The organism is Faecalibacter macacae, assembly GCF_003687725.1.
Classification (GTDB): domain Bacteria; phylum Bacteroidota; class Bacteroidia; order Flavobacteriales; family Weeksellaceae; genus Empedobacter; species Empedobacter macacae.
Genome location: NZ_RDOJ01000002.1, coordinates 194,153 through 208,332 on the forward strand (window position 1 = coordinate 194,153; position 14,180 = coordinate 208,332).

At 29.8% G+C, this 14,180-nt stretch carries 12 protein-coding genes; 8 read left to right on the forward strand and 4 right to left on the reverse strand.

All coding sequences use genetic code 11. The annotated features are described in order from the left end of the window. The first annotated feature begins 114 nt into the window (after positions 1 to 114). The 8 genes from accB to EAH69_RS02305 all read left to right on the forward strand — a co-directional run bounded on the left by accB (position 115) and on the right by EAH69_RS02305 (position 9,288). Positions 115 to 597, forward strand: coding sequence for an acetyl-CoA carboxylase biotin carboxyl carrier protein (gene accB / locus EAH69_RS02270; protein WP_121933572.1), 483 nt, complete (start codon positions 115 to 117; stop codon positions 595 to 597). A gap of 16 nt (positions 598 to 613) precedes the next feature. Next, positions 614 to 1,972, forward strand: coding sequence for an acetyl-CoA carboxylase biotin carboxylase subunit (accC, locus tag EAH69_RS02275; protein WP_121933573.1), 1,359 nt, complete (start codon positions 614 to 616; stop codon positions 1,970 to 1,972). Positions 1,973 to 2,158: 186 nt separating this feature from the next. Beyond that, positions 2,159 to 3,481, forward strand: a complete 1,323-nt coding sequence (tig, locus tag EAH69_RS02280; protein WP_121933574.1) for a trigger factor — start codon at positions 2,159 to 2,161, stop codon at positions 3,479 to 3,481. 46 nt (positions 3,482 to 3,527) lie between these two features. Further along, positions 3,528 to 4,193, forward strand: a complete 666-nt coding sequence (clpP, locus tag EAH69_RS02285; RefSeq protein ID WP_121933575.1) for an ATP-dependent Clp endopeptidase proteolytic subunit ClpP — start codon at positions 3,528 to 3,530, stop codon at positions 4,191 to 4,193. Between the two features lie 140 nt (positions 4,194 to 4,333). After that, the gene (clpX, locus tag EAH69_RS02290) at positions 4,334 to 5,494 is read left to right on the forward strand and encodes an ATP-dependent Clp protease ATP-binding subunit ClpX (protein ID WP_230466679.1); all 1,161 of its coding nucleotides are present in this window, start codon (positions 4,334 to 4,336) and stop codon (positions 5,492 to 5,494) included. Positions 5,495 to 5,579: 85 nt separating this feature from the next. After that, positions 5,580 to 7,682: a T9SS type A sorting domain-containing protein gene (locus tag EAH69_RS02295; protein ID WP_121933577.1), complete on the forward strand. Its 2,103-nt coding sequence runs from the start codon at positions 5,580 to 5,582 to the stop codon at positions 7,680 to 7,682. A 9-nt stretch (positions 7,683 to 7,691) separates the two neighbouring features. Beyond that, positions 7,692 to 7,934: a hypothetical protein gene (locus EAH69_RS02300; RefSeq protein WP_121933578.1), complete on the forward strand. Its 243-nt coding sequence runs from the start codon at positions 7,692 to 7,694 to the stop codon at positions 7,932 to 7,934. 55 nt (positions 7,935 to 7,989) lie between these two features. After that, positions 7,990 to 9,288 (forward strand): TlpA disulfide reductase family protein, encoded by a 1,299-nt coding sequence (locus EAH69_RS02305; RefSeq protein ID WP_121933579.1) that lies wholly within the window; start codon positions 7,990 to 7,992, stop codon positions 9,286 to 9,288. A 32-nt stretch (positions 9,289 to 9,320) separates the two neighbouring features. Here EAH69_RS02305 and EAH69_RS02310 read toward each other — a convergent pair whose 3' ends face one another. From EAH69_RS02310 to EAH69_RS02325, 4 genes are read right to left on the reverse strand one after another with little or no spacing between them, the layout of a single operon-like run. Continuing rightward, positions 9,321 to 10,682 (reverse strand): exonuclease domain-containing protein, encoded by a 1,362-nt coding sequence (locus tag EAH69_RS02310; protein WP_121933580.1) that lies wholly within the window; start codon positions 10,680 to 10,682, stop codon positions 9,321 to 9,323. A gap of 6 nt (positions 10,683 to 10,688) precedes the next feature. Next, positions 10,689 to 12,230, reverse strand: coding sequence for a helicase HerA-like domain-containing protein (locus EAH69_RS02315; RefSeq protein WP_121933581.1), 1,542 nt, complete (start codon positions 12,228 to 12,230; stop codon positions 10,689 to 10,691). A 29-nt stretch (positions 12,231 to 12,259) separates the two neighbouring features. Beyond that, a complete protein-coding gene (locus tag EAH69_RS02320; protein ID WP_230466671.1) occupies positions 12,260 to 13,303 on the reverse strand; it encodes an endonuclease/exonuclease/phosphatase family protein in 1,044 nt (347 codons plus the stop codon). 1 nt (position 13,304) lies between these two features. Then, entirely contained in the window at positions 13,305 to 14,174 is an 870-nt protein-coding gene (locus tag EAH69_RS02325; RefSeq protein ID WP_121933627.1) for a rhomboid family intramembrane serine protease, read from the reverse strand. Positions 14,175 to 14,180 lie beyond the last annotated feature (6 nt).

The window sequence follows — 14,180 nt, forward strand, 5'->3', positions numbered from 1 at the left end:
GATTTTCAAGCTGTTTCTTAATAAAGAAGCAGCTTTTTTATTTTTATTTAATACCTTTGGTTAACATTTTATTAAAAATAACGTAAAATACGAATTTAAAAACCGCATTATATTATGGATATTAAAGACATTCAAAATTTAATCAGATTTGTGTCTAAAGCTGAAGTTGCTGAAGTTAGCATTAAACAAGAAGACATTGAAATCAAAATTAAAACTTTACACGGAATTTCTAACCAACCAGTAGCTCAAACTTACTACGTACCACAACCAGGTCAAGCTCCAGTTGCTCCTGCTGCAGCTCCTGCTCCAGTTGCTTCTACAGAAACATCTGCTACTGCTACTGAAGAGAACAGTAACTACATTACTGTAAAATCTCCAATGATTGGAACATTCTACCGTGCATCAGGTCCAGGTAAAGATCCATTCATTAGTGTTGGTGATACTATCGCTCCAGGAAAAGTATTATGTATTGTGGAGGCTATGAAATTATTTAACGAAATTGAATCAGAAGTTTCTGGTAAAATCGTTAAAATTTTAATTGACGATGCTACTCCTGTAGAATACGATCAACCTTTATTCTTAGTAGACCCTTCTTAATCTATAACATTTAGCTATGTTTAAAAAGATATTAATAGCAAATAGAGGAGAAATTGCAATGCGTGTTATTCGTACTGCAAAAGAAATGGGTATTAAAACTGTTGCAGTTTACTCAAAAGCTGACGAAACTTCTTTACACGTTCGTTTTGCTGACGAAGCAGTATGTATCGGTCCTGCACAAAGTAAAGATTCTTACTTAAAAATGGCGAATATTATCGCTGCTGCTGAAATTACAGACGCAGATGCTATTCACCCAGGATACGGTTTCTTATCAGAAAACGCAACATTCTCTAAAATTTGTCAATCGCACGGAATTAAATTTATTGGAGCTTCTCCAGAGCACATCGACCGTATGGGAGATAAAGCTAATGCGAAAGCTACAATGAAAGAAGCCGGAGTTCCTGTTGTTCCAGGATCTGAAGGTTTATTAGATAGTTACGAACAAGCCTTAGAAATTGCAAAGGAAATTAAATTCCCTGTAATGTTAAAAGCTACTGCCGGTGGTGGAGGTAAAGGTATGCGTGCTGTTTGGAAAGAAGAAGAATTATTACACGCTTGGGAATCTGCTCGTCAAGAAGCTGCTGCAGCATTCGGAAACGACGGAATGTACATGGAAAAATTAATCGAGGAACCTCGCCATGTTGAAATCCAAGTTGCTGGAGATAAATTTGGAAAAGCTTGCCACTTATCAGAGCGTGATTGTTCTATCCAACGTCGTAATCAAAAATTAGTTGAAGAAACTCCTTCTCCAATTATGACTGATGAATTACGTGAGCGCATGGGAACAGCTGCTGTAAAAGCTGCTGAATACATCGGTTACGAAGGTGTTGGTACAATTGAATTCTTAGTTGATAAACATGGAGATTTCTACTTTATGGAAATGAATACTCGTATACAAGTAGAACACCCAATCACAGAGCAAGTAACAGGTTTCGATTTAGTTCGCGAACAAATTATGTTAGCTGCTGGTGAAGCAATCTCTGGTAAAAACTATTATCCACAAATGCACTCAATCGAGTGTCGTATTAACGCAGAAGATCCTTATTCTGACTTCCGTCCATCTCCAGGTATGATTACATCAATCAATATCCCTGGTGGAAATGGAGTTCGTGTAGATACTCACGTTTACGCAGGATATGTAATTCCTCCTCACTACGATTCTATGATTGCTAAATTAATCACGACTGCACAAACTCGTGAAGAAGCAATTCAGAAAATGAAACGTGCTTTAGGTGAATTTTACATCGAAGGAATTAAAACTACAATTCCATTCCACTTACAGTTAATGGATGATCCAGATTTTATTGCTGGAAACTACACAACTAAGTTTATGGAAGACTTCAATCTAGACCCTTCTTACGCAGAAATGGATTAAAATATAAATCCTTTAAATACATAAAGTTCGATAACTTCGGTTATCGAACTTTTTTATTACCATTAAATCTATTTATAAATATACACTTTCAGATAAAATAATATTCCTAATTAATCTACTGAATTTAATCGTAACACTTTACTATTCATATAAAATTTGTACATTTGCGAACCAAATTTTAGGAAGATGAATATTACTAGAAATACAACAGACAACTTATCTGCAGTAATCTCAATTACTTTAGCTAAAGCAGATTATCAAGAAAAAGTAGATAACGTATTAAATCAATACAGAAAAACTGCTTCTATTAAAGGTTTCCGTAAAGGACAAGTACCAATGAGTTTTGTTAAAAAACAATATGGTGACGCAGTAGTTTTTGATACAGTAAACGAATTATTACAAAAATCAGTTACTGAATACATCAACGAAGAAAAATTATCAATTTTAGGAAATCCAATTCCAGTAATTAAAGATGCTATCGATTGGAATGCTGAAGAATTAACTTTTGATTTCGAAATTGGTTTAGCTCCAGAATTTGACGTTGATTTATCTAAAATTGAAGTTGAATCTTTAAAAGTAGCTGTTGCTGACGAAGAAGTTCAAAAATATGTTGATAATTTCTCTCAACGTTTTGGATCATTAAAATCTTTAGAAGCTGCTGAAGAAGGAGCTATCTTAAAAGTTGATCAAGCTGTAAACGGTGAAGAAGCTAAAGCATCTTTCATCCGTATCGAAGACTTAAAAGATGCATCTGCATTTATCGGTAAAAAAGTTGGTGATATAGTTGAAGTTAACTCTAAAGATATCTACGATACTGCAGAAGAAGCTACACAAAACTTAGGAACTGAAGTTTCTGAAGAAGGTGTTAATATTTCTATTACAATCAAAGAAATCAATACAGTTGCTAAAGCTGAAGTAAACCAAGAATTATTTGATAAAGTATACGGAGAAGGTGCAGTTGATTCTGAAGAAGCTTTCCGTAACAAAATTAAAGAAGAGTCTGAAAACATGTACAACAAAGAAGCTGATAAACAAATTATCAACGACGTTGTTGCTGCTTTATTAGAAAACACTTCTTTCGAATTACCAAAAGAATTCTTAACTAAATGGTTAACTTTCTCTAACGAGCAAATCACTTCTGAAGAGCAAGCTGCTGAGGAATTAGCTAAAATGGAAAAATCTTTACGTTACCAATTAATCGAAGCTAAAATTGCTGAAGTTAATAACGTAGAAGTTAATGCAGAAGAAGTTAAAGAAGCTGCTGTAGTTGCAATTAAAGAGCAATTAAAAATGTACGGACAAACTTCTATTCCAGAAGAAAGTATGAACCAAATCATCGCTGGTGCATTATCTAACCAAGAAGAATACAACCGTTTATCTTACCAAGTATTCACAGACAAAATGTTAGCTATCTTCAAAGAAAACGTTAAGTTAAACGAGAAAGAAGTTACATTTGACGAGTTTGTAGAAATTATTACAAAAAAGAACGAAGAATTAGCAGAAGCTTAATTGAATTCTAAAAAAATTCTTTACCTTTCTTTAAAATAAAATAATAATGAAAAACGCTGGAGAAGAATTTAAAAAATACGCGTTGCTAGATAAAGGAATTAGTAGTTTACATATGGAAAGCTACATCCAAAATACAACGCCATACATTGTTGAGGAGAGAAAATTAAACGTTGCACAAATGGATGTTTTCTCAAGATTAATGATGGATAGAATTATCTTTTTAGGAACTGCAATTGATGATCAAATCGCAAATATCATTCAAGCACAGTTATTATTCTTAGAAAGTGTTGATTCTACAAAAGATATCCAAATTTATGTTAACTCTCCTGGTGGAGGTGTTTACGCAGGTTTAGGTATCTACGATACAATGCAATTAATTAAACCAGATGTTGCAACAATTTGTACAGGTATGGCCGCTTCTATGGGAGCAGTTCTATTATGTGCAGGTGCAGCTGGTAAACGTTCTGCATTAAAACACTCAAGAGTTATGATTCACCAACCATTAGGTGGTGCTCAAGGTCAGGCTACAGATATGGAAATTACTTTAAAAGAAATTTTAAAGTTAAAAACAGAATTATATGATATTCTATCTCACCATTCAGGTCAAACTTTCGAGCAGATCGAAAAAGATGGTGAACGTGATTATTGGATGACTTCACAGGAAGCAAAAGAATACGGAATGATTGACGAAGTCTTGTTACCTCGCAAATAATTTAATATTCAAAAATAACATAAAAAGGCAACTCGAAATTCGAGTTGCCTTTTTTCTTTTATTGCAAACAATGTAATTTTATAAAATCAATCACTTAAATTTTAATTTTTTACGTAACTTTGTACATTGTAATAAACAGTATTAAATTGGAAGAAAACAAGTGTTCGTTCTGTGGGAAAAGCAGAAATGATGTAAATATTTTAGTTTCAGGAGTAGAAGGAAATATTTGTGATAATTGTATCGAACAAGCTCATGGCATTGTTCTTGAGGATAAGAAATTCAACACAGATAATGAATTAATACAACCTCTTGCTTTAAAATCTCCAAAAGAGATTAAAGAATTCTTAGATGATTATGTGATTGGACAAGATCAAGCTAAAAAAATTCTTTCAGTAGCTGTATACAATCATTACAAACGAGTTTTAAATGAAGCAAAGTCTAATAACGAAGTTGAAATTGACAAATCTAATGTTATTTTAGTTGGTGAAACCGGTAGTGGAAAAACATTATTAGCTAAAACAATTGCTAAATTATTAAATGTTCCATTTGCAATAGTTGACGCAACTGTATTAACAGAAGCTGGATATGTAGGTGAAGATGTCGAGAGTATTTTAACTCGCTTATTACAAGCAGCTGATTACAATGTTGAATTAGCTGAAAAAGGTATCGTTTTTATTGACGAAGTTGATAAAATTGCACGTAAATCAGATAACCCATCAATTACAAGAGATGTTTCTGGTGAAGGTGTACAACAAGCTTTACTTAAGATATTAGAAGGAGCTGTTGTAAATGTTCCACCAAAAGGAGGACGTAAACATCCAGACCAAAAATTTGTTGAAGTAAACACTAAAGATATCTTATTTATTGCTGGTGGTGCTTTTTCTGGTATAGAAAAACATATTGCTGATCGTTTAAAGAAACATGTTATTGGATTCAAAAACGAAGATACAAAAGAAGTACAAAATCTTTTAGATGAAGTAAACTCTATGGATTTAAAAAACTTTGGTATTATACCTGAATTAATTGGGCGTTTACCAATCATTACTTTCTTAAAACCATTGGACAAAGAAGCTATGAAAGCAATTTTAACAGAGCCTAAAAATGCATTGTTAAAACAATATCAAAAATTATTTGAATTAGATGGAAAAGAGCTAATTATTAGTGAAGAAACTATAGACAAAATAGTTGATAGAGCGAATGAATTAGGTCTAGGTGCAAGAGGATTAAGATCAGTTACAGAAGAACTGTTTACAGATTTAATGTATAACATTGACGAACTTCCTAAAAAAGTTTCAGTTTAATTAACTGAAATTGTTTAATTTAAAATTTACTTTTTATATTTGCAAGAATATAGCATAATACAAAACCTCTTAAACGATTGAATATATGAAAAAGAATTTACTAACTTTATCTCTTTTCGCATCTGTTTTAACATATGCACAAGATACTTATATTGGCAAAAATGCTATTGTAAAAGTACAGCCAAATACTTTATTTTATCATGGTGGAAATGTTACTTTAAGCGAAGCTTCTTCTGAAGTAGTTAAGAACGAAGGTAATATAAAAATACAAGGTAATTATACTAACAATTCAGATCCTTCAACAAAAGGAAAAGAATTCATTAATGTATGGACTGATAATAATAACTATGGACAATTAATAATTTCTCAAGATAAAATTACAACTGGATTAGTTGCTATGGAGAGAAGTTTACCTAAAATTGATCAGATAGATGAATATATTTTAGCACTACCTTTTAAAGGAACTGCAAAAAATGTCTATGAATCTATTACTAATTTTCAACTTTCAAATTCTGCTATCACACCAACGTTCATAGGAGATTGTACATTAAATACAGCATGTAATACTCGTTATAATCAAACATTTATGACTTGGGATAACAGTGAAACTGAATTTGATGCTGTTGTTGCAAGTGATTTAATTAATCCTATTAACAGATATTTAATCAATTCTAGACAAGGATCTGATTTCAAAAATATCATCAATCAAATAAAATCAAATATTTCAACTGGAATTCAAAAAGTTTCATTTAGTGGTATTCCTTCTAATAATAATTTAACAGAGCACATTATATCTGGATTAAAAGGAGGTTCATTAAGTCACGAAGATAAAACTTATTTAGAATGGAAAAATGAAATTAATAATTATAGAGAATCATATGATTCTTATTTAGGTAATCAACAAAATAATAGTAACAATAGTAAATTATACGGAAAAAATTTACACAGATTAGCAAATCCCTATACTTCAAATATTGATTTAAGTGATATTAATATAGGAAATTCTTGGATTTATTTTTCAAATGATAATTCTAAAACACCAACAGCTGTTTATGATGGTGCACTTAGATTTAGAATTTATAAATTAGCTAATGACTTTAGTATTACTTGGAATTCACAAAATGGAAATACAAGTACTAGTACTACAAATACAACTTTTAGCGCTTACTTAAGCAAGGATACCTCATCAAGTAATCCTCAACCATTTTTTTGGACTGGATCATCTGAAGCTTTATTAATTAAACCATATGAAACATTCTATGTAGATTACTATGCTATTAATAGAGTTGGTAATGGAAATACTAGAATTGTTACAGCTGATGTTAATTTAGGAGATAAACAAAAAACTTTTTTAAAATCTTATCCAGGTACAACTCCAGGTATGCCTCCTGCAGGAACTTATTCTAGAAACGTTGAACAAAAAGATTTTTTAAACAACGAAGAATTAAAAGCTAAAGGATTAGTTACAGATTTTGATTTCACTCAATTAGAATTATTTTTAAGCGAAAATTCAACTTTAAAAGGTAATGCTGCATATTTGTTAAATGCAAATTTTATGCAAACAGGAAATGAAACATCTACAAAACAAGCTAATAATAATATCTTCTTTTACGAAGAAAATGAAAATGGAGATGTAATTTTAGATGCAGAAACAATTTCAAATTCATTCAACTCTGAAGATTATATTGGTAAACCATTAAGAATAGGATTTAAAAATTTAGATAACGGAAACGAATATAATATGAATATGAATTTATATGAATATTCAATTCTTAATAAAGTAAGTGATTTAAATTTAGGACGTTATTATTTATTAGATAAATTAAAAAATACTGTAACTGAAGTTGATGCTTCAACGCAAATTACATTTGTAGCAGATGATAATATTAATAATAGATTTGAATTTTATTGGAATGAAGCTCCAAGAACATTATCTACAAATGATTTATCAAAAGGAGCTACATACATTTATAAAAATAATTCAAATCAATTAATTAGATTTGAAAATAATAATACAACTGCTAAAGTTGAAATATATGATGTTACAGGTAAATTAATAAATGTAACAAATGATGTTAAAACAAGCATTGATCATAAATTAAATTTATCTAATGTTCCAAATATATATGTAGTTGTCATTACTTATAAAGATGGAAAAGTAGTTACTAAAAAAACAATTAACAAATAAACCTAACTTATGAAATCTATATTTAAATTATTAACTATATTTACTGTATTAATTTTTCATAGCCCATTTGTCTATGGGAATGATTGTGGAGATGGATGGGAATGTGATGGAGAAAATCCACCAACACCAGGACAAGGTTCCGGAACTCAAAAAGTACCACTAGATGATTATGCTGGTTTATTACTTGCTACAGGTGTTTTAGCAGCAGGAGTTATTTATTATAATAAAGAAAAACAAATTATTAAAAAATAATAGTATTTTTAAAACCTCAATCAAATGATTGAGGTTTTTTTAATTATAACAAACTATGAAAAAATACTTATTACTACCATTAGTTTTAATAGGTGCAAATACATTTGCTCAATTTAGTATTAATGGCCAAATAGGAAACTATTCTAATAAACCAGTATTAGTTAAAATTTTCGAAAATGGTTCTCCTAAAACGATTAATACTGTAAAAACAGATCACAATGGTAACTTTACTACTAAAGTTCCGGTTAAGTACAATGGTATCGTAAAATTAGAAACTCCTGCAGGTGGCGCGATTTCTGTATTATCAGACAATGAAAATATTAAATTCTCTACTGTATATGGGGAACAAATTCAGACAGGATTAAAAGTTACGGAAGGTAAAGCTCAAACAGAATATAATAAATTGCAACAATTAGTTCCACTAAATGAACTAAATGCATCTATTTTTCCGCATATCAAAAATATTTACAATCCAAATGATCCATTTTATAAAGCCATAGAAACTGAAGAAAAAAGAATCAATGATTTAAATAAAAATCAATCTATATCTTCACCTCTAGTTAATTATATTTCAGGATTAGAAGCATTAGTAAAAGAATCAAAAACAAATTTAAGCGAAGCTTCTGCTAATAAGATATTAACTCATATTCAGAATGATGATGATCGCTTAGAAAACTCAAGTTATTTACCTGAATTAGCTTTTGCTTACATCAATTATCAATTTTCTAAATCACCAAATGATACTCCAGAAAACAACTTGCAAAAAGCGACTGAAGTTTTATTAGAAAAAGGAAATATTGAAACAGAAAGAGGTCAAAACATCTTATCAACAATTTTCACTTTAGTTCCTGAAGCAAATTTTCCTAACTTTTACTCAAGTTATAAATCAAAAGTAAATAGTTTAACTTGTAAAATAACGGACGATTTAAAGAAAAAAGTTAGCGGAGCTAATACAATTAAAATTGGTGACAAAGCTCCAGATATAAAATTTGAAACTCCTGTAAAAGGGAAGAAAAGTTTATATGACATTAAAGCTTCTGAAAAGCTTGTTGTATTTTGGGCCTCTTGGTGTCCTGCTTGTAACAAGGAATTACCTTATATCAAAGAATATTACACAGAATTCAAGAAAAAAGGTGGTGAAATAATTGCGATTTCATTAGATTTTGATCAAACAGAATTTAATAATGCTACTAAAGATTTAGGATGGTACAACTATACAGATTTATTACGCTGGGATTCTCCAATTGCTGAATCATACAATGTAGATTCTACACCTACAATTTTCCTACTAGACAAGGATAATAAAATTGTACAGAAAGTTGGTCACATAACAGAATTACAATCTTCTAAATAAAACTATAAATGGCTTCAAATTGAAGCCATTTTTTATTCTATAATTATTATTTGATTCTCCTTTGCTTTAAAAAGATAATTTCTAATTATCGCTTTGATATCTGGTCGCTCTTCAGCTACCGTCATTATCTTTTTTATGCGTTCTACTGAATTTATTTGATGATGATATTCATAATATCCATATCCAACAAAAACATTGTTTTCGATAAAAATAAATGATTTTTCAATACCTTCTCTACCTTTACTTACAATTAAGAAACTATCTGAAGGATATTTGGTCTTATCTACTATTTCTTTAAGACGTAAATTATAATCTACTTTATTTTCCTCTCCTATACATACACCTTTACATGTATCAACGGTATATCCAAAACAAGAATCAGCATTTTTAATTCCTTTATTGATCTTCTGACAAAGATGGTAATCACTTATAATTTTTTCTAAATTATATTCAGCCTCTTCTTTAGTTCTATACGATAAAAAAGGTTCACTTCTTCTCCCCTTACCTGGTTCTAATCTTGAAAAAGTACTTTTATTCTCTCTAAAATAAATACCAAATTGGTATAAATGTTTATTAGAGATATCAAGATTTAAATAAGGTTTAATTTTCAGAATTTCATTAATTTCTTTAATAGAAGCTAATAAATTACTACCTGTCAATTCAAATTTAATATCTTTTGTATATCGTTTTATACGATTATTTCTTAAAGATTTTGATGTAAAGATTTGATTAACTGCTTGTGCTATATTTATACTTTTACCTATATAAATTATTTGCTTTTTAGAATTATATAAATAATATAATCCCGGTTTATTTGGTAAATCCTGAACAAGTTTTTCATACTTATTATTCACTTTTTTAGGAAACTTTATCCCTGACTTTTTAGTGATTATTTTCTGATTATCTTTATCCAAAAGCATCTTAAATAAAGCAATAGTTGCTCTTGCGTCTCCAGAAGCTCTATGTCTATCAGTTACAATAATTCCTAAAGAGTCACATAATTTACCTAACGAATACGAAGGCATTCCTGGTATTAATGTTTCTGCATATTCAAAAGTATCAATCCAATCTTTTTCGTATTGGTAACCTAAACGATTAAACTCTTGATTTAACATTCGATAATCAAAAGTAACGTTATGACCTACCAAAGTACAGTCTTCCGTAATCTCTACGATACGTTTGGCTACTTCATGAAATTTTGGAGCAGTCTTAACCATCTTTTCCGTAATATTTGTTAATTTCTGTACAAACGGATCTATTTTCCTTTCTGGATTAATTAACGAAATAAATTGGTCAACGATTTCTTCACCATCAAATTTGTAAATAGCAATTTCAATAATCGACTCTTCACCAACTTTTCCCCCTGTCGCTTCTATATCTAAAATTGCGTACACTACTTATTATTTTTTTCCTTTTAAAGCATTCATCAAAAGCTTCATCCCCCAATCAATTAACTTACGAGTTGCTGTACGGCTAACATCACGAACCATTTTATTATCAGTCCAATCTGTTTGCTTTGCAGTCGTTTGTCTTCCTGAAGAAGTTGTTTTTGATGTTTTTTGTGATGTTACAGCTTGCGCTTGTTCTTCTAATTTTTGTTGTAGTATTTCGTTTGCAGAATGTCTATCAATTGATTGTTCGTATTTTTTTACTAATTGAGATTTTGATACAATCATATCAATCTCATCTTGTGTTAATACGTCCATTCTCGAATTAGGAGAACGCATATGCGTATATGCTAATGGTGTTGGAATTCCTTTCTCATCCAAAGCTGTGATGAATGCCTCACCAATACCTAATTGGGTGATAACCTCATCTGCTTTATAATATGTGGTTATTGGATAATTTTCTACTGCTTTCTGAATTTCTTTACGATCTTTTGCCGTAAATCCACGTAAAGCATGTTGTATTTTTAAACCTAATTGACCTAAAACTCCGTCCGGAACATCGCCAGGTACTTGAGTCACAAAGATTAAACCAATACCTTTTGAACGAATTAATTTTACGATAGTTTCAATTTGATTCAATAAAGATTTTGTTGCTTCTTTAAAAATCAAATGTGCTTCATCAATAAAAATAACAAGTTTTGGTTTATCTGCATCACCCGCTTCAGGTAACTGAGTATAAATTTTGTTTAATAAACTCAACATAAAAGTCGAAAACAAATTAGGATAATTTTGTATATCAATTAATCGGATAATATTAACCAATCCTAATCCATCTTTTGTTTGTAACAAGTCGTGAATATCAAAACTTGGCTCTCCGAAAAATTTTGAAGCACCTTGTTGTTCTAATGCTACAATTTTACGAAGAATTGCTCCTAACGAAGCTGGAGCAATTGAACCGTAACTCATGTTTAGTTCTGCCTTACCTTCTTTAGAATCTGTTACATATTGTAAAACTCTGCGAATATCTTCTAAATCTATTAATGGAAGATTTCTGTCTTCACAATATTTAAATATAATAGAAATTATACTTTCTTGAGTTTCGTTTAATTCTAATATTTTACTGAACAAAACGGGCCCAAAATCAGTAACTGTAGCTCGTAATTGAACTCCAGGTTCATTTGAAATTGTTAATAATTCAGTTGGATTTCCTTTTGGTTCAAAAGGAATATTTAATGCTTCGTGACGAGCACGAATGTTTTCATCATCAATTTTTCCTGCAGCTGCAATTCCTGATAAATCGCCTTTAATATCCATTAATAAAGTTGGAACACCTTTTAATGATAATTGTTCTGCTACAATTTGTAAAGATTTTGTTTTACCTGTTCCTGTTGCACCTCCAATTAAACCATGACGATTTAATGTTTTTAAGGCAACAGCAATTTCAGCTTCTTCTACAATCTCTCCATCCAATTTGGCTTTACCTAATACTATCTTATCATTTTTATAAGTATATCTTGATTGTATTTCTTGTACAAAATCTTCTCTTTTAGACATATTGATGATTTTTATATTTAAAGATAAAACTAATTATGAAGTTTATAACTTATTATTACAGGAAAATGATCAGAAAATTTCTTTCGAATCACCTTTGCTTCAATAACCTCAAAAGGTTTTGAATGAAACATATAATCAATTCTTATCGGAAATTTAAACCCATGGAAAGTAGTTCCATTTCCTTCACCAGCTTGGATATATGAATCAGATAAAAATGAATTTAATGTTTCATATTCATAGGACCCTGGTGTAGAATTTAAATCTGAGGCTAATAATATTGGATGTGGTGATTTTTTAATGAAAGGAACTAATTCACGAAGTCTTTTTTCGTGCATTACCATTCCTCTAATTAGCTTTGATTCAATTTTTTTACTTGACTCTTCTATTTCTTCTGCTGTATTAGACTTAATAATATCTTTTACCAATGCTTTATCAATATACATTGGTTCCATATATAAATTTATTACTCTTATTGTATCAAATCCTAAATCTATATCAAAATATGCTGCATGACCACTTAAATTACCTTCTGTTTGTTTAATTTCATTAGTCTTAATTATAGGATATTTACTGTGAATAGATAGTAAATCATAATATTCAGAATAATAACCTTCTAGTTTATCTTCTTTCCATTTTTTTTGCTGATTTTCTCTACTTTCTTGAAGAAGAATAATATCAGTCAAATTATTTTCAATTAGCTCAAAAGTTCCATCTTCTTTAAAACCATGAGTATTAAATGTCATCACAGATAAGTTTGCAACTTCTTTTGATTGCTTACTAAAATTATGAATCGGATACGATAAATAAATTGGATAAAATGTTCCTGATGACAAAATAAGAACCAAAATAAAGTGGCGCCAAGAAAACAATAACCAATACAATAAAAATAAAACAACTACGAAAAAAATGATTGGATAACCAATCGAAATAAAGTTGAAATAAGGAATTTGAACTGGAGTAAAAATTTTGTTTAAATATATAGTGTACGCGACAAGTAATACTATAAAATTTATAGTAAGCACTAATCTATTGAAATAATTCAATTTAAATTTATCGCGACTAAAAACACCCATTTTATCTACCTTCCTTAAACAAGAAATCTTTTTCTTCTTTAGATAAACTCTCGTAACCTGAACGAGAAATTTTATCTAATATAGTATTTATTTTTTTTTGTTTTTCTACTTTTTGATCATTAAAATCGTAATCATTTTTCGGTACATTATCCGAAGTTGAATTCGAATAATTCTTATATGTTTTAAAATTTGTTTTCTTTTCTTTCTTCGAAATAACGCCTCCCAAACTTTGAATGAAGTTACCTAAAAAATCGTTTCCTTTTTCAAATTGTTTCATATATAAATAACCAAAAGCCATTCCGCCTAAATGCGAAATACTTCCACCCATATTACTTCCTTTTAATATAATTTGAAGTAAATCCATTACCAAGAAAAAATATCCAAAATATAATATTGGAAAACTTGAAGGGATTAAAACTAATCGAACTGGCATTTTAGGATTATAACTAATTACAGCAAATAATAAAGTATAAATCGCTGCCGAACTTCCCGCCAAAAGACTTGTTGTTTTTATTGGAAAAACTAAAAACGCTAAACCTCCTGCTAATCCCCCAAAGATGTAAAATGTTAATAAATCTTTATCTCGGAAAAATCTTAAAAACAATTGACCGATGAAATACAATAAAATCATATTCATAACCAATTGCCAAAGATCAAAATGTAACCAAGTATAGGTTAATAATGACCAAGGTTGTGTAATATAATTTTCTTCTAATCGAGGTAATCTTAACCAATTACTAATCGTATTACCTGCAAAATAATCTATTAACCACAAAGAGAAAAATATTACAACATTGATATAAATAATCTTTGTTGTAATATTTCCTGTTTTATATTTTAATTTTAAATCGTCTAAAATTCCGTTTATCATAAACTT